This is a genomic window from Streptomyces sp. A18 (assembly GCF_059026065.1).
Genome location: NZ_JBWLKL010000053.1, coordinates 23,103 through 41,438, shown reverse-complemented (window position 1 = coordinate 41,438; position 18,336 = coordinate 23,103). Strand labels below are relative to the sequence as shown.

Here is an 18,336-nt window from a genome sequence, read left to right as displayed (position 1 = left end):
CCATGAAGCTTTCCTCGGCATCGCCGTCTGCCTGATCACTCACCGACACGTACAACGCCTTTGTTAGGGCCAGTAATGGGAGACCGCCGCCCACACGGAGAGCCAGTGGTGGCGCTGAGCCATCCTGAGCATGTCGTCCAGGCCGTAGAGCTCTTCCGCTGTGCGGGCTCCGATGAACAGGGCGACGTAGCGCCGCATGTCGCCGTGGCCCGCCTCCTCCAGCAAGGCCCGGATGGGGGCAAGTCCTGTTCCGCCCGCCACGCACACCAGGTCGCGATCGCCTGCGACATTCAGGGTCATGTCGCCCTGGGGTGGCCGCAGGCGTACGACGTGGCCCACGGTCGCATGGTGCACCAGAGTGTTGCTGCCGGTTCCGCGGGACACGGCGCGGATGTGGAAGGTAAGGGTGTTGTCCTGGCTGGGAGCGTTGGCTGGCGAGTGGTGGCGCCATGCCAAGGGGTGCCAGGGCATCTCCATGGTTACGTACTGGCCTGCCGCGTAGGCGTAGTGAAGGTCCGGTTGCACGGTGATCTCGGCGATGCCATGGCCGCGGTCGGCATGGTGCACGATCCGGGCTTCCCAGGTGGTGGGCCGTACGCGGGCGTCGTCATCGGCGCGATGCGGTGGTGTACGCGCGTGTCCATGCGGCGGCCATCACTGCGGTCCAGGCCCTGCCAGCGTACTGGACCAGAGCAGCCAGAAGACATTCACCGACCGCGGGATAGTGGGCCTCAATCGCACCGAACCTCTGGTGATCGCGTCCGAGCCGGACGCCTACTGGTTCACCGAGAACAAACCTGAGGTGAGCCTGGACAACTTCAACGGCGGCGACGGGACCAAGGACATCGCCTGGGACGCGCTAGCGTTCGTTCCCGGCGACTACTCCGGCATCCCCTCCAACCTCACCTTCGGCGACCCCGACCCCACGCAGCCGAACCGGCACCAGTCGAGCCGCCGAACAGCCGAACACAGGCACCTCCTGGCGCCGCCGGACGCCACCTACCAGGGCGCGAAGGTGGGCACCTTTCTGAAGAACGCGCGGGCCGCCGCCCGGAAGGCCGCCAAGATCGAACGGCGTCGTGCGGATGGGCTGCCCGTGGAGTCGTCGGCCGGTGCAATGTCGACGGAGCGGCGTGAACAGTTGGATGAGATCGACGCGTCCTGGTGCCCGTCGTGGCCGGTGACGTGGCAGCGGTCCTTCCACCTGGTGCGGATGCACCTGGACGCCGGTGAGGCGCTGCCCACCGAGGCGGGCAAAGTTCTGCGCCAGGGCGAGGACCTGGGGCGGTGGGTGCAGTCGGTGTGGCTCGGGTGGGAACAGCTCACGACCGTACAACTGGCAGCTGCTCCACGCACTGTCTCAGCCCGGCCCCGGTCCGGGTGCTGCCGACCTGGACATACCCGGACCGGAACTGGGCCGCTGTCTTTCGTGGAGCAAAGCCAGCCGGGCTCGTCGCGGCCAGAATCCGACAGCGGCTAACTGCGCTCCTGCACGCGTTGTCGGTACAGCCACAGCGCTACGCCTACGGCCAGCACCAGGAAGGCGACGGCCAGTTCGGTGAATCCCCCGTAGCCACTCACCGAGAAGCCGGTCGCACCGACGATGAGGATGACGCTCAGCAGCGCGGCCAGGGTCCAGGCCACCGGGACGAAGAAGGACGGCAGTCTGATCGGGCGCGGCGCGTCGGGGCGGTCGCGGCGCAGCAGCGCGAAGGCCGACAGGGCGAGGATGTGGGTGAGGATGTACCCGAGGTTCCCTGCCACGATGATCGCCAGCGGGGTTTTGAGCAGCGTCAGTGTGAGGACGTTGAGGACCAGGGCGACGACCAGTGCCCGGGCCGGCACGCCTCGTTTGTTCAGTACGCCGAACTGGCGGATCGTGGTTCCCTCGACGCCCATGGTGTAGAGCACTCTTGAGCCGTCGGCGAGGCCGGTGACCATGATGAGTAGCAGTGAGCCGATCAGGAACACGACCATCAGGTCGGCGCCGCCGCCTATCAGGGTCTGGAAGGCTCCGACGTAGAACGTCGTCGGATCGTCGGTGATGGGTCCTTCTCCCACGTATCCCGCGAGGGCGAGCGGCATGAGCACGAAGACGCCGAGGCCGAACAGTGCTCCGGCCCGCAGGGCCCGCGAGGTGTCCTTGACCGTGTCCCGGTATTCGGGCGCGAAGGTCGCGCACACCTCCACGCAGAAGCATGTCCACGCCATGATGTAGAGCCAGACGAGCGCCTCGCGCAGTCCTGCCGCTCCGTGGAGGTTCCAGTGCAGCCGGGAAGCGTCCCAGTCGCCGGTCACGAACGGGCCGACCATGAACACCAGCAGGGGCACCAGCAGCATGCCGCCGGTGAGGTAGACGACCCACATCGCGGCGTGCAGGCCGATCATCGCTGCTCCGAACAGCAGCACGATCACGCCGAGCCCGATCACGATCGGGAAGTTCAGCTCGACGGGGCCGATGGAAATGCTCCACTGCTGGCCGGGAAACCATTGGGCCTGTACCAGCGAGCCGACGATCCCTGCATACACCGAAAGGGCTGTTGTCCAGGGGAACCAGTAGCCGAAGGACGCGAGCGGTCCGACGATCGGCGCACGGTTCTTCCAGCCTTCGGTGGCGTAGTGCGTGATGCCCCCGGACGACTGGGGGAACATGGCCGCCAATTCGGTGTAGATCCAGTTGGTGAGGGCGGCGAGCACCATCGCGATCGCCCACAGGGCGACGGCGCCCCAGGCGCCGAGGCCGCCGATGGAAGCGCCCAGTGAGGCGACCAGTGCGGCTGGCATCGTCAGAGACAGGGCGAAGCCGTCGTACCAGCGCATCCGCTTGGGCAGCGCGGAAGCGGTGTTCTCCCCCGGCGCGCGGGCGTCAGGGCGTGAAACAGCAGACATGGGTGTCCCCTTCACGGGTGCGGGCGGCGCTTAGAGGTCGAGGACGAGGCGGGCGCCCGCGCTGCGCGATACGCAGATCATCATGGTGTTTCCGGTCGCCTGTTCCTCGGGGGTGAGGAGGTTGTCGTGGTGTTCCGGCGTGCCGGCGACCACCTTCGTCTCGCAGGTGCCGCAGATGCCCATCTCGCAGGAGGAGGAGACGGGCGCCCCGGCCGCGCGTACGGCGTCGAGGATGCTCTGTCCCGCTGGGACGGGGAGTTCGGCTCCGGATCGGGCCAGCACGACGGTGAACGTGTTCGCGTCGCCGGACGGTTGGTCGGCCGTGAACCGTTCGGTGTGCACCGGTCCTGGATGCACTTCCTGTACGGCGTCGAGAAGTCCGCCGGGGCCGCAGGCGTACACAGTCGCTGTGGGGTGGGGCGCGAGATACGCGGCGAGGTCCGGGCGTCCGCCCTCGTCCTCGAAAGCGAGGGTGACTTCGCCGCTGGGCAATTCGCCGAGGAACGCCATCGTGGTGCGGGAGCGGCCCGCGTACAGCATCCGCCAGGGGCGGCCGAGGGCTGTGAGGCGGGCGACCATGGGCAGGAGCGGTGTGATGCCGATGCCGCCGGCAATCAGGACGTACTCGGGCGCTTCCTCGTCCAGGCTGAACTGGTTACGTGGCGCGGAGACCGGCAGCTGTACCCCTGGGCGCAGTTCGTCGTGCACGCGCTGTGAGCCGCCTCGGCCGCCCGGGACGCGCAGCACGCCGATCCGGTAGTGGGACAGGTCCGTGGGATCGGAGCACAGCGAGTACTGGCGGATCGTGCCGTCGGTGAGGTGGACGTCCACGTGGGCGCCCGGCTCCCAGGCCGGCAGGGGCTTGCCGGCCGGGTCGACGAGGGTGAGCGCGATGACGCCGTCGGCGGCATCTTCCCGTGCTGCGACCTGGAGCCGGCGTGGGCTGTCAGCGGGCCGGGGCATGGTCGTGGGCCTTCGTGTCGTGGCGGGTTTGTGTTGCCACCCGGTCGGCGGTGCGGCGCATCAGTTCGTGGAAGGCGCGCCGGTAGTTGAGGGTGAACAGGTCGGCGGGTGCGGAGTATTCGGGCACCTCGGCGTCCCAGGGCACTTCACGGGGTTCGATGTTCGCGGTGATCGGCAGGTCTTCCAGGTACACCATTTCCTCGACCCGCAGGCATTCCTCGAGCGAGGCGCCCTTGAAGTCCCGCTCGTTGGCGACGCCCCAGAAGATCTTGACCTCCTCGTAGGAGACGGGAGAGGGAAAGCCCGCCACGACCCGGAGGCCGACGATGTCGTAGTGGTAGCTGATGGAGGCGAAGCCCGGCGCGGTGCAGTGGTAGGCCATGAGGCAGGCGCCCTGTGCCGCCCAGTCGCCGGAGCCGGCGTCCAACTGGTGGTTCATGTGGACGTCGATGCCCTCGCGGCGGACATGGAGCGGCTCGACCACCTCGGGGGTCGGGCCCATGGACACCTGATGCACGAAGGGGAAGTGGGCCACGTCTCGGAAGTTCTCGATTGCGACGGCGACCCCGGTACGGGACGACAGCGGTTCGGCGGCGAGCCAGACCAGATCCCGCTCGCGCCATTCCTCGGGGTCGTACAGCTCGGTCACCGGCTCTTCGAGCACGGTCCAGACGTGTCCGAACCGTTCGACGGCCGGGTAGGTGCGGATCGCTGCCTTCGGCGGGATGCCCGACTGGTCGGCGAGGGAGGGGACGTAGGTGCAGTGTCCGTCTCCGCCGTCGAAGCGCCATCCGTGGTAGGGGCAGCCGAGGGACTGGTCGGTGACGGCGCCCTGGGACAGGTCGGCGCCTCGGTGGGGGCAGCGTCGGGCGCTGACGCGTGCCGTGCCGTCGGACGAGCGCCACACGACGAGCTTGTCTCCGAGCAGGGTCGCGGGCTGCGGCGTGGCGAGGTCCGTGGAGCGGGCGACGGGGAACCAGGAGTGGCGCATGGCGCGCTCGGCCTGATCGCGTTTGGTGAGTGTGGACATGACGGGCTCCTGTGATGCCGGATGCGGTAGGTGCGTCAGATGCCGACGACGAGCGCGCCGCCGTTGACGGGAATGGTCTGGCCGGTGATGAAGCTGCCGGTGTCGGCGGCGAGGAAGGCGACCACTTCGGAGATCTCCGAGGGCTGGGCGAGTCGCCCGATGGGCACGGCGGCGACTTCGGCCTCGTAGTTGGAGTCGGGCACCATTCGGGTGGCGACGGCCCCGGGCGTCACGGCGTTGACCATGATGCGTTCGCCGGCGAACTCCTGGGCGAGGGTCTTCATCAGGCCGAGCTGGGCTGCCTTGGAGACCATGTAGCCGTAGGAGTGGCCGTCGGGAACTTGTCCCCACTGCGAGGAGACGAAGACGACTCGGGCGGCTTCGCTCTCGCGCAGATGCGGTAGCGCGGCGCGGGTCAGATACAGCGGGGCACGGACGTTGACGGCCAGCAGCCGCTCGAAGTCGGCGTCGTCGGTCTCGGCGAGACCGGTCATGGAGAACATCAGCCCCGCGTTGTGCACGAGGATGTCCAGCCCGCCCAGGGCTCCGGCGGCGGAGGCGATGAGTTCCTCGGCCTGTTCCCGGCAGCTGATGTCCGCGACGAAGGGTTCCGCCTTTCCTCCGGCATCCCGTACGTCGGCGACCGTGCGGTTGAGTTCGTCGGCATCAAGGTCGGCCAGCGCGATGGCAGCGCCGCGGGCCGCGAGGGTGAGGGCGTGGGTGCGGCCCATGCCGCGGGCGGCGCCGGTGATCAGTGCGCTGCGTCCGGCGAGGGAGCGGGCGTCGGAGGCGTTCATGCCTGGCCCCCGTCCTGCGCGGTGGCGTCGGCTCGGTGCGGCTCGGTGACGTAGAGCATGTTGCCGTCGGGGTCGTAGAAGGGCCGGTACCGGTACCAGACGTCCGTCGGGTGCTTCCAGACGATCTCTTCTGTGGTGACCCACTCGACGCGGCCGTCCAGTTCCGCGTACGCGATGTCCAGGTCGTCCACCTCGAACGCGAAGGAGTCGAGGCCCGGAGCGTTGTCCGCATTGACCTCGGTGCGGCGTGGTGCGTGCTCGCCTGCTTCGGACTTGAAGAGGTAGAGCGTCACATTGCCCAGGTCAATCGCGGCCCACTCCTCCTCGGGCACGTACGGCAGATGGAAGCCGAGTCCGAGAACGCCGTGGTAGAAGTCGACGAGCCGTCCGACGTCGTGCGTGAGGATGTCCATGTTGTCGATGCGCTTCAGTTGAAGCATGTTCTGCTCCCAGGTTGTTCTGTGATGGCGGGTCAGGTGTGGATGCGGCAGGGCGGGCCGGCGTGGATGTCCAGCTCGCAGGTGGTGAAGTCGATGCGCACTGCGGCCAGGGTCTGGAAGGCGTCGCCGCGTCCTTCGGGGGCGTGCACGCACACCCCGCCGCTGTGGTCGGCCAAAGCGGACAGTGCGTCGTGCGATGACAGGTCTCGGCCGCGTCCGTGGAGGGCTCGCCGGAGCACCTCGTAACGCACGAGCGTGTCGGGGTCGGTGCGCGGCTCGGTGTCACCGTCCGCGCCGGGCCGGCTCAGGAAGTGGTTGGTGTGCAGGAGCAACCCGTCGGGATCGGGCAGCACGTGGCCGGGCCCCTGAGGCCACAACTCGGCGGCGACGGCACTGCGGCCGGCGCTGCGGCCGCCGACGACGGTAATGGTGGTGGACGCGGAGGCGGACGCTTGCCCGATGATGCGCAGCGCATCGGTCACGGAGCCGGCCTCGTCAAGCAGCCGACGGGCGACGACATGTACGGGCACACCGTGATCACCGGTGTCGGCACGGTGGTGGAGGATGTTGAACAGACAGCCCAGACTGCGGTTGTTGACACCGATCTTGCCTACGATCCCGAACTCGGTGAGCGTCGTGGTGCGTCGTCCGTCGTCGTGCGGGATCTCCCATTCCAGCCAGTTCGCCGAGTGCCCGGCGTACCAGTCCCAGTTCTGCGCGGCCACCGGTTCTTCGTCGCCGTCGCGCAGGGCGACGATCGTGGAGCACTCGCCCGCGGCGCGCGTGCCCGCCAGGATCTCGGTGCGGGCGTTGATCGCTGCGACTGTCTCGGCAGACAGGCCGGCGCCGTCCGCGATGCCCCGGATCTCGGCCGCCAGCAACGGCGCCCAGGACTCGATGGCGAGCAGCACACGAGCGCCCGCGCCGCGCAGGTCCCGCACTCCCCCACGCGCGAAGAGGTCCCGGTAGCCGTCGACCGTGGCGGCCACACGGTCCCGCCAGACCTCTCCGAACTCCAGCCCACGCTCCCGCGGTCCTGCCACGGCCGAGACGAAGCGAATGTGATCTGACCGGTTCACCGGGGCACCGCCATGCCCACGGTCGATGACGCCCCACCAGGGGACGGCAACAACGGGCGCACGTGCGAGGCGACATCGGCGAGCGGAGCCGTCCAGGCCCGGCCGTCTTCGGCCACAGCCGCGACCAGACGGGCGAGTTCGGCGAAGCGCTGCGGCCGGCCGATCACCTCGGGGTGCATCGTGTAGCAGATGTGGCGCCGCTCCGCCTTGGCCCACTCGTACTCAGCGAGCCAAGAGCTGTACAGCTCACCGGGCGCAGCGGTATTGCCGCCGGTGTCGATGTTCCAGCCGTAGCGCGGCCAGTCGTCCAGCGACCAGTGGACGGGCAGCTCCAGGAGGGAACGGCCCTCATACGTCTCGTAGTACGGTCGGTCGTCGCCCATGCAGGACGAGTCGTAGTCGAAGCCGTGCTCGACGAGCAGATCGAACGTCTCCGGCGTCAGCTCCCACGAGGTCGACCGGTACCCGGTCGGACGGGGTGCGCCGGCAGCGGTGAAAGCGGCAAGGCCCTGCTCGATCTCGGCGCGTTGCTCCTGCGGGGACACCTTGTCACTGCGCAGGTGCAGGTGGCCGTGGTGGGCGATCTCGTGCCCGGCCGCCAGCACGGCCTCCACGACGCCCGGGTGCTGCTCAGCGGTGTGGCCGGGCACGAAGAACGTGCCGCGCATGTCGTACTCCGCGAGCAGCCGCAGGATTCGTGGCATGCCGCGAACAACGCCGTAGCGCCCCTCCGAGAGCGTGGTGAGCCGACGAGCATAAGCCGGACTCTCGCCGAGCCAGCCCGCTTCCGCGTCGACATCGAAGGTGAAAGAGACGGCTGCCTCGGCGCGGCGGGGCCAGATGAGATCGGGGTCGGCAGGTGATGTGGCAGAGCAGGCAGACGGACACAGAGACATGGCGACTCCTTGCGTAACCAGAATCGTCTATTGCTACGCACCTACACAGACATGGACGTCAGATGGTGCGCATCGCGTTACAAGTGAGACGCTAGGACTCGCAACGCGTGAACGCAAGAGGTGCGGGGTGCGCAATCCAGATAAACGCTCGCTCCCTGCGTACGCATAGCGACAGCCGGGCCCGGTCATGCCACGCAATGCGTGCCCCAGCGAGGCGTCACCCACTAGGATCGGAGCCATGAGCATCGAACTCGACGACCTGGACCGAGCGATCATCAGTGAGCTGGAAGAAGACGGACGCCGGGCATTCCGGGAGATCGCCCGGTCACTCGGAGTGTCCGAAGGCACGATCCGCAGCCGGTTCCGCCGCCTCGAGGAGGCAGGTGTCCTGAAGATCACCGCCTTCGCGGACCCCGGCCGTTTCAGCACCGCCCGCCTGGCCCTGCTGTTCCTCAAGGTGGACCCCGCGCACCACAATGGCGTCGTCGAGAGCCTGACCGCCTGCAGGGAAGTCAGCTACGTCTCCACGACCCTCGGCAAGGCCGACGTGTTCGCACAGGTCCTGACCGCCGACGACACCGAGCTCTGGACATTTCTCCAGGAACGCGTTCGCCCACTGCAGGGAGTCCTCGAGACGGAGTGCACTCTCGAGATCGCTGTACACAAGCTCTGGTTCGACAGGAACGGGAACGGCGGGCGCTTCGCCACTCAACCGTGACTTCGTCCCACACCTGGCGCCTCGCCCTGCGCATGCACGATGGCGCGTTATCCGCGATGCCCTTCAAAGCCGCCCTGGACCAATCGGGGCAGGGGTTTGGTGCCGACCTTGCGGTGGGCGGGCAGCTGATGCCTCGCCGGTGGCGACGACTCTGCCCACGTCGTGACGGGTGGCGGGGTGGCCTTTCTTCGAACCCGGTGGCCGACCGGGCCCGGGCCGGGACGGTTTCGGTGCACCGGCTGGTGAGCCGGTCTTCGCGTGCAGGATTCTGAACCCCCTGCGGACGCGGGCTGGTGTGAGTTTGTTCAGCTCGGCTGGTTTCTCCCACGGCCTTCGGAGGTCGGCGGCCAGTGGACGGGCCAGCCGGAGCTGGGCATAGGCGGCGATCACGAGCCAGGTCCACCGGTCGGCCGCTTCCGAGCTGCGAGGTCGGGGCCTGGTCCAGCCGAGCGTCTGCTTGAACAGGCGAAACGTGTGCTCGATGTCGAAGCGGCGGAGGAAGGACTGCCAGCAGCGGGCGACGTACGCCTCAGTGGCGCCGGTGCCTGACCACCACAGCCAGACCGGCCTGTTCACCCCGCCGCTGGGGGAGCTTCTCCACGACCAGGCGGACGACAGTGCCCTCGATGATGGGCAGCGGTCCGTCGTGGTCGAGCCAAGCCGCCGGCCGAGTGAGCCGTGGGTGCAGCCGGTCCAAGGACGTCTGAGCTTTGTGCGCGTCCCTCCTGGGCCAGGCGGATCGCACCGACGACTCGATCTCCGGGGCGTGCTGGAGGCATCGCCAAGGCAACCGCGGCGACGGCGCCGCGTCCCCTGCACGGGGACGAACGAGGGCGTACGCGTTGCGTCCGTGAGTGCCGGCCGCCCCTTGAAGCAAAGGCGGCCACGAGGTCGGCAGGGCCGGCTCACCTGGCGATCAAGCAGCGCAATGGTCCTCGCCACGAGCCCGGCCGGCGCGCAGGCGCCCGGCTCGACCTGCACCGGAGGATGGTCGGCCGGTCAGGCGTAGTGGCGATAGACGGCCTGGGCGACGCAGGCCGGCTTGTCGCTGCCCTCGATCTCGACGGTGAACGTCAGAGGCATCTGCACGCCGTTGCCCTTGACCTCCTCCACGGTGCCGACGGCGCCGTGGAGGCGGATCTTCGCGCCGACCGGGACGGGGCTGGGGAAACGGACCTTGTCCAGACCGTAGTTGACGCTCATGCTGGTGCCGGTGATGTCCAGCAGTTCGCCGAAGAGCGGGATGATGAGGGACAGGGTCAGGTAGCCGTGGGCGATCGGACCGCCGAAGGGGCCGTCCTTGGCCTTCTCCGGTTCCGTGTGGATCCACTGGTGGTCGTCGGTGGCGTCGGCGAAGGTGTCCACCCGGTACTGGGTGATCTCACGCCACTCGGTGTGGCCGAGGTCGCTTCCGCTGAGGGACCTGAGTTCGTCGAGGCCGTTGGCGGTGATGGGCATGGACGATCCTTTCGGTGGCACAGGCAGCAGTGAGCAGACTGTGCAGGCGGGTTTGACGGGATGTCTGTCACGGCTGAGGGCGGTCTGCGGAATCGGTCGCGTAGGTGGCGCGCACGACAGGCTTGATGATCTTTCCCGAGGCCGTACGCGGCAGACTCTCCGTCACCACGAGGGACCTGGGGATCTTGTACTTGGCGAGCCTGCCCCGCAGATGGCCGAGAATGTCGTTCTCATCCGCGACGGTCCCGGGGCCGAGGACGACCACAGCGCGGCCCACCTCGCCCCAGACCGGGTCAGGCACACCTATGACCGCGCACTCGGCGACGGCGGGGTGGGTGAGGAGTGCGTCCTCCACCTCGGCCGGGTAGACGTTCTCACCACCCGAGACGAACATGTCCTTGACCCGGTCGACGATGTACACGTACCCGTCGGCGTCGGCCTGGGCGACGTCGCCGGTGCGCAGCCAGTTGCCGTCGGTGAAGGCGCCCTCGGTGGCCTCGGTCCTGCCCCAGTATCCGGTCATGACGTTGGGGCCCTGTACGAGGATCTCGCCGCGTTCTCCGGGCCCGGCGTCGCGGCCGTCGGGCAGCACCACGCGGGTGTCGGTGAAGAAGTGCGGGACGCCGGCGGAGCCCGCCTTGGCGGAGGTCTGTTCCCTGTCCAGGTAGAGGACTCCGGGAGATGCCTCGGTCATGCCGTAGCCCTGGCTGAAGGCCAGGCCGCGATCGAGATAGGTGGCGATGGTGCGGGCAGGGACGGGTGCGCCGCCACAGTTGAGGGTGCGCAGGCTGGACAGGTCCGTGGTCGTCCAGCAGGGTCGGGCGGCCATCGCGTCGTACATCGTGGGGACGCCGAACATGTACGTCACCCGCCGGCTCTCGATGAGCTCCAGGACGTGGTCGGCATCGAAAGAACCGAGCAGCACCACCCGGCCGCCCTTGAGCAGGGTAGGCAGGCAGGTCATGTTGAGTCCCGCGGTGTGGAACAGCGGGGCCACGACGAGGGTCACCTCGTCGCTGGCGAGGTCAGTGTCGACGAGGACGTTGACACTGTTCCAGGTGATGTTGGCGTGGGAAAGGACGGCGCCCTTGGGCCGGCCCGTGGTGCCGGAGGTGTACATGATGATGCACGGGTCCTCCGGCACCACGGTCTCGTCCAGGGAGCCTGCTACCGAGGCGGCCAGGAGTTCCTCGTAGCCGAGAGCGCCGTGCTCGTGGGGTCCGGCGAGTGCGATCCGGTGCCGCACCCCGGCCTCGGCAGCCGCAGCGCGGGCCGCCTCGGCCTGTTCGCCGGCGTGGACGAGGACGGTGCTGCCCGAGTCGGACAGGTTGTAGGCCAGTTCGGGAGCGGCGAGGCGGGTGTTGAGTGGGACGAAGACCGCGCCGAGTGCGCCGGCGGCGAACAGCGTTTCCAGGAAGGCCGGATGGTTTGGGCCCAGGTACGCGACGCGGTCGCCGCGTGCCGTGCCGAGGCCGCGCAGGGCGTGGGCGAGACGCAGGACGCGTTCGTGCAGTGCCCGGTAGGTCCAGGAGCGGTCCTCGTGGACGACGGCGACCCGGTCGGGCGTCTTGCGGGCCCGGCGCGCCGGCCAGGAGCCGATGCCTTGGTTCAACACGAAGGGCCCCTCAGTCCGTGAGCAGGCCGAGCAGGCGGGCGGCGTTCTCCTTGAGGATCTTCGGCCGGACCTCGGGCTTGATGTCGAGCTTCTCGAAGTCGGCGAGCCACCGGTCGGGGGTGATGACGGGGTAGTCGGAGCCGAAGAGAACCTTTTCCTTGAGCAGACTGTTGGCGTACCGCACGAGTTGTGGCGGGAAGTACTTCGGGGACCAGCCGGACAGGTCGATGTAGACGTGGGGCTTGTGGGTGGCCACCGCGAGGGCCTCGTCCTGCCAGGGGAAGGAGGGGTGGGCCAGGATGATCCGCAGGTGCGGGAAGTCCACCGCGACGTCGTCAACCAGCATGGGGTTGGAGTACTTCAGGCGGATGCCGCCACCGCCGGGGACCCCTGCGCCGATACCGGTCTGCCCGGTGTGGAAGAGAGCGGGGACCCCGAGTTCCTCGATGGCCTCGTAGAGAGGGTAGGCGAGGGGATCGTTCGGGGAGACCGCCTGAATGCTCGGGTGGAACTTGAATCCGCGTACTCCGTGCTCCTCGACCAGCCGCCGTGCTTCCCGTACGCCCGCGCGGCCCTTGTGCGGGTCGATGCTGGCGAAGGGGACCAGGACGTCGGCGTGGGCGGCGCAGCTTGCGGCTATCTCCTCGTTGGAGATGCGGGGGTGTCCGGTGGCGTGTTCGGCGTCGACGGTGAAGACCACGGCCGCCATGCGGCGCTCGCGGTAGTGCTCGGCCATCTCGTCGATGGTCGGCTGCCGGTGGCCGTGGGCCTTGAAGTACTCCTCGGAGGCTCCGAACAGCTCGGGGCTCAGCGCCCCGTGGCTGTCCTTGGAGACCTCCGCGTGCGTGTGTACGTCGATGGCGGTGAGCCGGTCGAGGTCGAGCGCGAGGTCGGCCATGTCACGCCTCCGGGGCCTTGGGCTCGGGGATGCCGTAGGTCTCGGGGTCGGCGCCGACCCCGTCCGGCCACTGGGCGGCGATGGCGTCGGCGTCCCAGCCGCCGTCGGCGAAGTCGACGGTCTTCTCTTTGGGGTGGGCCCACAGGGCCAGGCGGTCGCCGCCGATGCCGATGGCCTGGCCGGTGACGTCCTTGGAGGCGTCCGAGGCGAGGAAGGTGATCAGACCGGCGACGTCCTCGACGGTGCCGAGGCCCTCGTCCTTGCGCAGCCAGTCCGGCAGTGGCTTGCCGGTGCGCTCGGACTCATCGATGGCCGGTGCGAACGCGGGGATGGTCTTGGTCATCTCGGTGACGGCGACCGGGACGACGGCGTTGACGGTCACACCGGCGCGGCCCAGTTCCATAGCCCAGGTGCGGGCCATGGCGACGATGCCGGCCTTGGCCGCGGCGTAGTTGGTCTGCCCGAAATTGCCTCGCTGCCCGGCAGGCGAGGAGATGAGGATCAGCCGGCCGCCGGTGCCCTGCTCCCGCATGCGGACGGCGGCGGCGCGGGCGCAGGTGAAAGTGCCGCGCAGGTGGACACGGACCACCGCGTCGAAGTCGTCGTCGGTCATCTTCCACAGCACGCGGTCGCGCAGGATGCCGGCGTTGGCGACCAGCACGTCCAGGCGGCCGAACTCCTCGACCGCCGTGTCCACCAGACGCTGGGCCGCCTCGCTGTCGCCCACCGCCGCGACGACACCGGCCGCGCGGCCACCCTCGGACCGGATCGCGGAGACGGCGGAGTCGACGACCGCCTGGTCGACGTCGTTGACTACGACGGCGGCCCCCGCCGCGGCGAGGGCCTGTGCGTAGGCCCGTCCGAGGCCGCGACCACTGCCCGTGACGACGGCGACTTTGCCCTGAAGATCCATGAGAGGAACCCCTCGTAAGTGGTGGAACCGGAATGTCGAAAGCGTCGACGGCCGGGCATCGACAGGAATCCTGGCGAACGCCAGTCTGAGCAACCAACAGGAAACCTGTCAATGGCCTAGCCTGGAGACCCGCAGGCGACTGCGGCGCACCGCGAAGGGAACGACATGAACCAGCCCATACGGACCCCCCTGACGAAGGGGCAGGCTTGAATACCTCACTGCTGTACCTGATCAAGAGAACCGAGCTGGCGGTCCGCGCTCGCCTGGAGGAGCTGCTCAAGCCGGCAGGGATCACGGCGTTGCAGTACACCGCCCTCACCGTGCTGGAGCGGCGCGACGGGGTCTCCGCCGCCCAGCTCGCCCGCGACTCCTTCGTGACCGCCCAGTCCATGGCCGACATGGTCCGCGCCTTGGAGCGCCGCAATCTGATCCGCCGCGAGCCCAACCCCGGCAACCGCCGCGAACGCCTGATCCTGCTCGCCGAACCGGGGCGGCGGCTGCTCGCCGAGTACGCCGGGCCGGCCCGCGCGCTGGAGGAGCGCATGGTCGCCGACCTGAGCCCCGAGGAGACCGAAGTGCTCCGCGAGGCCCTGGTCGGGGCATGGCGGTCCCTGGCCCGGCCAGAGGTCGCGGCGACCGCGTCGCGGTCCGCACGGCCCGCTCACGCGGACCGTGGCGGAGCTGCTACTTGAGCGCGTACATGCGGATGACGACGGCATCGTCGCCGTCCGGGCGGGCGAGCCCGACGAAGACGGTCTCCGCGAGCCAGCGGTGGTCGGCGGCGTCGGTGCGGAAGACCGGCGAGGTGCGGTAGTAGTGGCCGGCCTCGGAGACCTGCAGGCCCCCGTCGAACTGATCCGGGGCGCCGGACTTGGGGCGGTAGTAGCCGCGGTTCACGACGTCGATCACGGCGCCGTCCTCCGCCTGGAGCAGGTAGCGGGCCTCCAGCTCGCACACCTCCCCGCGCGTGCTGCTCCAGTCGCCACCGCCGGAGAGGACCTTCCCGCGCAATCGGGGACCGGACACGCTGCCGCCGATGATGGGGGTGAACTCGGTGACCTCCCCGTCACCGTTGCCGATGTGCAGGGTGTCGGACACCTCGGCACGGATCTCGAACGCGAAGTCGAGGGCGGGAGTGAAGGACATGGCGGTTCTCCGCTTCTGTGAGTGAGGGGCGACGCCTGCGCACGGCGCCTGCGCGGTACACACCGGACACGCGCCAAGACTGCGGACGCGGCGGCCCATGGGTCGCGAGGCATCACCGCCGACCCGACCGCCCCGCCCCCGACGGGACGGGCACCTGATCCGCGAGAAGGCCGCGCCTTGCTCTTGACGCTTTAGCTCACCAGATGCAAGCGTGACATGCAACAGCGTTATATGACGTTCATTTACGACGGCTCGTCGACGTTCCTCACCTCCCCCCGTGTCGGGCGTCCCTCTCTTCCCTCACTCCTCGGCAAGGAGCACAGCTATGGCTGCGAAAAAAACGGTGCTGGCGTTGCTCACCAGCGTGGGGCTGCTGGCCGCCACGGCCTGCAACGGCTCGTCGGGCGAAAGCGGCGAGACGGCCAGGCCCGGGCAACTGACCACCACCACGGTGCCCGGCACCTCCGAGGTCGACCGCGTGACCTGGGCGCTGCCCTACGGCGAGCCGACGACACTGGACCCCGCGAAGGTGGGCGACTACTCGCCGCAGACCGTCGCGTCGAACCTCTGCGACACGCTGACGCGGATGAACGCCGACTTCTCCCTGAGCCCCGGACTCGCCGAGAAGGTCACCTGGACCAACGACAAGACCCTGGTGCTCAGCCTCCGCCCCGGTGTGAAGTTCTGGGACGGCTCACCGATGACGCCCGAGGACGTCGTCTACAGCCTGGAGCGCCAGCGCGACCCCAAGACACAGGCCCTGTACGGGAACTACCTGACCGCCGTGACCTCGATCAAGGCCACCGGCCCTCACCAGGTCACGCTGCGGACCAAGGGGTACGACCAGACGCTTCCCAAGGCACTGTCCACATCGTTCGGCGCTGTGGGCAAGAAGGCGTACACGGAGAAGGCCGGATCCGCCTACGGAACGGCCAAGGGCGGCCTGATGTGTACGGGACCGTTCACGCTGGAGTCCTGGAAGTCCGGCAGCAGCATCACCCTGGAGCGCAACGACTCGTACTGGGACACCAAGCTGAAGTCGAAGGTACGGCAGGTCGAGTTCAAGTTCATCACCAACAACAACACCCTGACCAGCGCACTGCTGTCAGGTGAGGTCGACGGCACCTATGAACTGCCGCCCAGTAGCGCCACCGCGCTCGTCAAGGCGGACAACGGCGCCATACGCCTCGGCCCGTCGACCCAGAACGTGCTGCTGACCCCTGCGAACGGCGAGTCGCCCGCGGCCGACCGCAAGCTGCTGGACGCGCTGTCCCTGGTCATCGATCGCGAGGCGCTGATCAAGAACGTCTTCGGCGGAGACGGCACGACCCTGAAGTCCCTTGTGCCCCCGTTCACCTGGCGCGGGGACAAGGCCGCCGACCACTTCGACGCCGCCTACGCCGCGCTGCCCGACGCTCCGAAGCCAGACGCGGAGAAGGCAAAGAAGCTGATCGCGCAGGCCGGCGCCGTCTCCCGACCGCTGGTGGTCGCCATTCCCGCGGGTGACCAGCGGTCGCTCCAGGCCATGACCTTCGTCCAGGCCGCCGCCAAGAAGATTGACGTCGACATCGAGATCAAGCAGCTTCAGCCCACCGAGATGTCGTCCCTCTTCTACGACCCCTCGGTCCGCAAGAGCCTCGACCTCGTCCTCACCTTCGGCTACGTCGGCATGCCCGACCCGGCGTCCTACGTCGCCGAGAGCGTCACCCCCCGTGGCATCTTCAACTGGACGAACTACAGCAACCCCGAGGTCACCCGGCTGCTCGACCGGGCCCGCACCGCCTCCGACCCGGTGGCATCGGCCAAGGCGTACGCCGAGGCCCAGGCTCTCTTCACCCCCACCACCCCGGCGGTGTTTCTGGCCACCACGCACGAGCGGATGTTCATGAACAAGCGCATCAGCGGCGCACCGGCCTCCTTCGCCTACATGAGCATGCCGTGGGCCGCCCACCTCGGCGGCACCGGCAAGTGACCAACTCTTACTCGCATCTGGAGACGACCATGACCGACAAGCCGCTGTGGGACCACTCGGCGGCCGAGCTGGCCGCTGGCATCCGGGCGAAGAGCTTCTCGGCGACCGAGGTCGCCCGGGCGTTCCTCGCCCGCGTCGAGGAGACCAACCCGGCGCTCAACGCGCTCGTGGACATCCGGCCCGAGGAGGTGCTCGCCCAGGCCGCCGACGCCGACACGGCGGTCGCCACGGGGTGGGACCTCCCTCCGCTGCTCGGCGTCCCGGTGTCCACGAAGATCAACACTTCGCAGCGCGGTTACGCCAGCACCCACGGGGTGGCGGCCTGGGCAGGCGCTGTCGCCCAGGACGACGCCGTCTGCGTCGCCGGCCTGCGAGACGCCGGAGCGACGTTCCTGGGCCGCAGCAACAGCCCGGCCTTCGCCGTACGCTGGTTCACCGCCAACGACCTGCACGGCAAGACGCTCAACCCCTGGGACCCCGGCCGCACCCCGGGTGGCTCGTCGGGAGGCGCCGCCGCGGCGGTCGCCGCCGGGATGACCCCGATAGCGCAGGGCAATGACATCGGCGGGTCCGTCCGGTTCCCCGCATACTGCTGCGGCGCCGTCGGCCTGCGCCCCACAGTGGGGCTCGTCTCCGGCGTCGAACCGCGCGGTGCGCAGGAGTTCGACAGTCCGCTGTCGTTCCAGACCATGGCGGTCCACGGCCCGCTCGGCTGGACCGTCGACGACGTCCGGCTCGGTCTGCACGCCATGGTGACGCCGGATCTCAACGACCCCGTCGGGCTTCCGGTGCGGCCGCCCCTGGGCGAAGCCGGCCAGGTCAAGGTCGCCGTCGTCCGCGACGCCGGAGTGGTCAAGCCCCACCCCGCCGTGAACGCCGCCATCGACGACGCCGCCCGCTGGCTCACCGATGCCGGTCACGAGGTAGAGGAGGTCGGGCTTCCCGAGCTCGGCGAGGCTGCCCGGCTGTGGTCACTCCTGCTCTACCAGGAGCTGAAGACGATGATGTCCGAGATCGACACGTTCGGTGACGACGCGGTCCGTGACTCGTTGGCCTCCTCCTTCCGGGCCGCCGCAGAGATCTGGGGCGAGCAGCCCACCCTCACCGATTACATCAAGGGCTACGCCCGCCGCGGCACCCTGATCGGCCGCCTCCAGCAGTTCCTGGGCCAGGACCGGATCGTGCTGACGCCGGTCGCCGCCGAGCCGCCGTTCGAGCAGGACGCCGACCTTGCCGGCGACACCCGCATGGGCGAGCTGCTGACCGCGCAGTGGCCGATGCAGGCCATCCCGGTACTCGGTCTCCCCGCCGTCTCCGTGCCCACCGGAATCCGCGACGGCCTGCCCTCCGGCGTCCAGCTGATCGGCGGCCGCTTTCAGGAAGACCTGCTGCTCCACGTGGCCACGGCCATCGAGGCGAGGGCACCACGCACCCGGCCGACCCAATCCTGGGCGCAGACCGGCTGACCAGCCGCAGCACAGCCCGTCGACGGCGTGCCCTGGCGATCTCCACCGACCGCCGG

The 18,336-nt window shown here is 69.0% G+C and carries 19 protein-coding genes and 1 pseudogene; 5 read left to right on the top strand and 15 right to left on the bottom strand.

Annotated elements, in window-relative coordinates; genetic code table 11:
* Window positions 1-63: 63 nt before the first annotated feature.
* Window positions 64-567: an FAD-binding oxidoreductase gene (locus tag AC5P1C_RS39685; protein WP_493870848.1), complete on the bottom strand. Its 504-nt coding sequence runs from the start codon at window positions 565-567 to the stop codon at window positions 64-66.
* Between the two features lie 40 nt (window positions 568-607).
* On the bottom strand, window positions 608-736 hold the full coding sequence (locus tag AC5P1C_RS39680; RefSeq protein WP_493870850.1) for a hypothetical protein: 129 nt from the start codon (window positions 734-736) through the stop codon (window positions 608-610).
* 15 nt (window positions 737-751) lie between these two features.
* On the opposite strand from AC5P1C_RS39680, the gene AC5P1C_RS39675 reads away from it, so the two are divergent.
* On the top strand, window positions 752-1,480 hold the full coding sequence (locus AC5P1C_RS39675) for a helicase associated domain-containing protein (RefSeq protein WP_493870847.1): 729 nt from the start codon (window positions 752-754) through the stop codon (window positions 1,478-1,480).
* Here the strand turns inward: AC5P1C_RS39675 and AC5P1C_RS39670 are convergent.
* The 7 genes from AC5P1C_RS39670 to AC5P1C_RS39640 are packed head-to-tail and all read right to left on the bottom strand — an operon-like array spanning window position 1,477 to window position 8,094.
* The gene (locus tag AC5P1C_RS39670) at window positions 1,477-2,889 is read right to left on the bottom strand and encodes an APC family permease (RefSeq protein ID WP_493870846.1); all 1,413 of its coding nucleotides are present in this window, start codon (window positions 2,887-2,889) and stop codon (window positions 1,477-1,479) included. The two genes, AC5P1C_RS39675 and AC5P1C_RS39670, sit on opposite strands and share 4 nt — an antisense overlap.
* 30 nt (window positions 2,890-2,919) lie before the next feature.
* A complete protein-coding gene (locus AC5P1C_RS39665) occupies window positions 2,920-3,852 on the bottom strand; it encodes a PDR/VanB family oxidoreductase (protein ID WP_493870845.1) in 933 nt (310 codons plus the stop codon).
* Window positions 3,836-4,882 carry a Rieske 2Fe-2S domain-containing protein gene (locus tag AC5P1C_RS39660; RefSeq protein WP_493870844.1) on the bottom strand — a complete coding sequence of 349 codons (1,047 nt, stop codon included), beginning with the start codon at window positions 4,880-4,882 and terminating at the stop codon, window positions 3,836-3,838. The genes AC5P1C_RS39665 and AC5P1C_RS39660 overlap by 17 nt, the downstream gene beginning before the upstream one ends.
* Window positions 4,883-4,917: 35 nt before the next feature.
* Window positions 4,918-5,679 carry an SDR family NAD(P)-dependent oxidoreductase gene (locus AC5P1C_RS39655; RefSeq protein WP_493870843.1) on the bottom strand — a complete coding sequence of 254 codons (762 nt, stop codon included), beginning with the start codon at window positions 5,677-5,679 and terminating at the stop codon, window positions 4,918-4,920.
* Window positions 5,676-6,119: a VOC family protein gene (locus AC5P1C_RS39650; protein ID WP_493870842.1), complete on the bottom strand. Its 444-nt coding sequence runs from the start codon at window positions 6,117-6,119 to the stop codon at window positions 5,676-5,678. The genes AC5P1C_RS39655 and AC5P1C_RS39650 overlap by 4 nt, the downstream gene beginning before the upstream one ends.
* A gap of 32 nt (window positions 6,120-6,151) precedes the next feature.
* A complete protein-coding gene (locus AC5P1C_RS39645; protein WP_493870841.1) occupies window positions 6,152-7,198 on the bottom strand; it encodes a C45 family autoproteolytic acyltransferase/hydrolase in 1,047 nt (348 codons plus the stop codon).
* Window positions 7,195-8,094: a polysaccharide deacetylase family protein gene (locus tag AC5P1C_RS39640; protein WP_493870840.1), complete on the bottom strand. Its 900-nt coding sequence runs from the start codon at window positions 8,092-8,094 to the stop codon at window positions 7,195-7,197. The genes AC5P1C_RS39645 and AC5P1C_RS39640 overlap by 4 nt, the downstream gene beginning before the upstream one ends.
* A gap of 238 nt (window positions 8,095-8,332) precedes the next feature.
* Here AC5P1C_RS39640 and AC5P1C_RS39635 point away from each other — a divergent pair, with 238 nt between their 5' ends.
* Complete coding sequence (locus tag AC5P1C_RS39635) at window positions 8,333-8,812, top strand: Lrp/AsnC family transcriptional regulator (RefSeq protein ID WP_493870839.1); 480 nt, start codon at window positions 8,333-8,335, stop codon at window positions 8,810-8,812.
* Window positions 8,813-8,859: 47 nt separating this feature from the next.
* Here the strand turns inward: AC5P1C_RS39635 and AC5P1C_RS39630 are convergent.
* The 5 genes and pseudogenes from AC5P1C_RS39630 to AC5P1C_RS39610 all read right to left on the bottom strand — a co-directional run.
* Window positions 8,860-9,506, bottom strand: a pseudogene (locus AC5P1C_RS39630) (NF041680 family putative transposase); the annotation flags it as partial.
* Window positions 9,507-9,811: 305 nt separating this feature from the next.
* On the bottom strand, window positions 9,812-10,270 hold the full coding sequence (locus tag AC5P1C_RS39625; protein ID WP_493870838.1) for a MaoC family dehydratase: 459 nt from the start codon (window positions 10,268-10,270) through the stop codon (window positions 9,812-9,814).
* A gap of 67 nt (window positions 10,271-10,337) precedes the next feature.
* Entirely contained in the window at window positions 10,338-11,885 is a 1,548-nt protein-coding gene (locus AC5P1C_RS39620) for an acyl-CoA synthetase (protein ID WP_493870837.1), read from the bottom strand.
* Window positions 11,886-11,895: 10 nt separating this feature from the next.
* Window positions 11,896-12,783 (bottom strand): amidohydrolase family protein, encoded by an 888-nt coding sequence (locus AC5P1C_RS39615; protein WP_493870836.1) that lies wholly within the window; start codon window positions 12,781-12,783, stop codon window positions 11,896-11,898.
* A gap of 1 nt (window position 12,784) precedes the next feature.
* Window positions 12,785-13,696, bottom strand: coding sequence for an SDR family oxidoreductase (locus tag AC5P1C_RS39610; protein ID WP_493870835.1), 912 nt, complete (start codon window positions 13,694-13,696; stop codon window positions 12,785-12,787).
* Between the two features lie 206 nt (window positions 13,697-13,902).
* Here AC5P1C_RS39610 and AC5P1C_RS39605 point away from each other — a divergent pair, with 206 nt between their 5' ends.
* Window positions 13,903-14,388 (top strand): MarR family winged helix-turn-helix transcriptional regulator, encoded by a 486-nt coding sequence (locus AC5P1C_RS39605; protein WP_493870834.1) that lies wholly within the window; start codon window positions 13,903-13,905, stop codon window positions 14,386-14,388.
* On the opposite strand, the gene AC5P1C_RS39600 is transcribed toward AC5P1C_RS39605, so the two are convergent.
* Window positions 14,381-14,842, bottom strand: a complete 462-nt coding sequence (locus AC5P1C_RS39600; protein ID WP_493870833.1) for a DUF3237 domain-containing protein — start codon at window positions 14,840-14,842, stop codon at window positions 14,381-14,383. The two genes, AC5P1C_RS39605 and AC5P1C_RS39600, sit on opposite strands and share 8 nt — an antisense overlap.
* A 325-nt stretch (window positions 14,843-15,167) precedes the next feature.
* Between AC5P1C_RS39600 and AC5P1C_RS39595 the strand changes: the two genes are divergently transcribed.
* Together AC5P1C_RS39595 and AC5P1C_RS39590 are read left to right on the top strand one after the other, a co-directional pair.
* On the top strand, window positions 15,168-16,814 hold the full coding sequence (locus AC5P1C_RS39595) for an ABC transporter substrate-binding protein (RefSeq protein WP_493870832.1): 1,647 nt from the start codon (window positions 15,168-15,170) through the stop codon (window positions 16,812-16,814).
* 29 nt (window positions 16,815-16,843) lie between these two features.
* Window positions 16,844-18,280 (top strand): amidase, encoded by a 1,437-nt coding sequence (locus tag AC5P1C_RS39590; RefSeq protein ID WP_493870831.1) that lies wholly within the window; start codon window positions 16,844-16,846, stop codon window positions 18,278-18,280.
* Window positions 18,281-18,336: the final 56 nt, after the last annotated feature.

Bases quoted from the DNA above. Each gene is read 5' to 3' on its own strand.
- AC5P1C_RS39650 (WP_493870842.1), bottom strand. From the start codon at position 6,119: ATGCTTCAACTGAAGCGCATCGACAACATGGACATCCTCACGCACGAC.
- AC5P1C_RS39665 (WP_493870845.1), bottom strand. From the start codon at position 3,852: ATGCCCCGGCCCGCTGACAGCCCACGCCGGCTCCAGGTCGCAGCACGG.
- AC5P1C_RS39625 (WP_493870838.1), bottom strand. From the start codon at position 10,270: ATGCCCATCACCGCCAACGGCCTCGACGAACTCAGGTCCCTCAGCGGA.
- AC5P1C_RS39610 (WP_493870835.1), bottom strand. From the start codon at position 13,696: ATGGATCTTCAGGGCAAAGTCGCCGTCGTCACGGGCAGTGGTCGCGGC.
- AC5P1C_RS39615 (WP_493870836.1), bottom strand. From the start codon at position 12,783: ATGGCCGACCTCGCGCTCGACCTCGACCGGCTCACCGCCATCGACGTA.
- AC5P1C_RS39655 (WP_493870843.1), bottom strand. From the start codon at position 5,679: ATGAACGCCTCCGACGCCCGCTCCCTCGCCGGACGCAGCGCACTGATC.
- AC5P1C_RS39660 (WP_493870844.1), bottom strand. From the start codon at position 4,882: ATGTCCACACTCACCAAACGCGATCAGGCCGAGCGCGCCATGCGCCAC.
- AC5P1C_RS39635 (WP_493870839.1), top strand. From the start codon at position 8,333: ATGAGCATCGAACTCGACGACCTGGACCGAGCGATCATCAGTGAGCTG.
- AC5P1C_RS39600 (WP_493870833.1), bottom strand. From the start codon at position 14,842: ATGTCCTTCACTCCCGCCCTCGACTTCGCGTTCGAGATCCGTGCCGAG.
- AC5P1C_RS39595 (WP_493870832.1), top strand. From the start codon at position 15,168: ATGGCTGCGAAAAAAACGGTGCTGGCGTTGCTCACCAGCGTGGGGCTG.
- AC5P1C_RS39590 (WP_493870831.1), top strand. From the start codon at position 16,844: ATGACCGACAAGCCGCTGTGGGACCACTCGGCGGCCGAGCTGGCCGCT.
- AC5P1C_RS39640 (WP_493870840.1), bottom strand. From the start codon at position 8,094: ATGTCTCTGTGTCCGTCTGCCTGCTCTGCCACATCACCTGCCGACCCC.
- AC5P1C_RS39670 (WP_493870846.1), bottom strand. From the start codon at position 2,889: ATGTCTGCTGTTTCACGCCCTGACGCCCGCGCGCCGGGGGAGAACACC.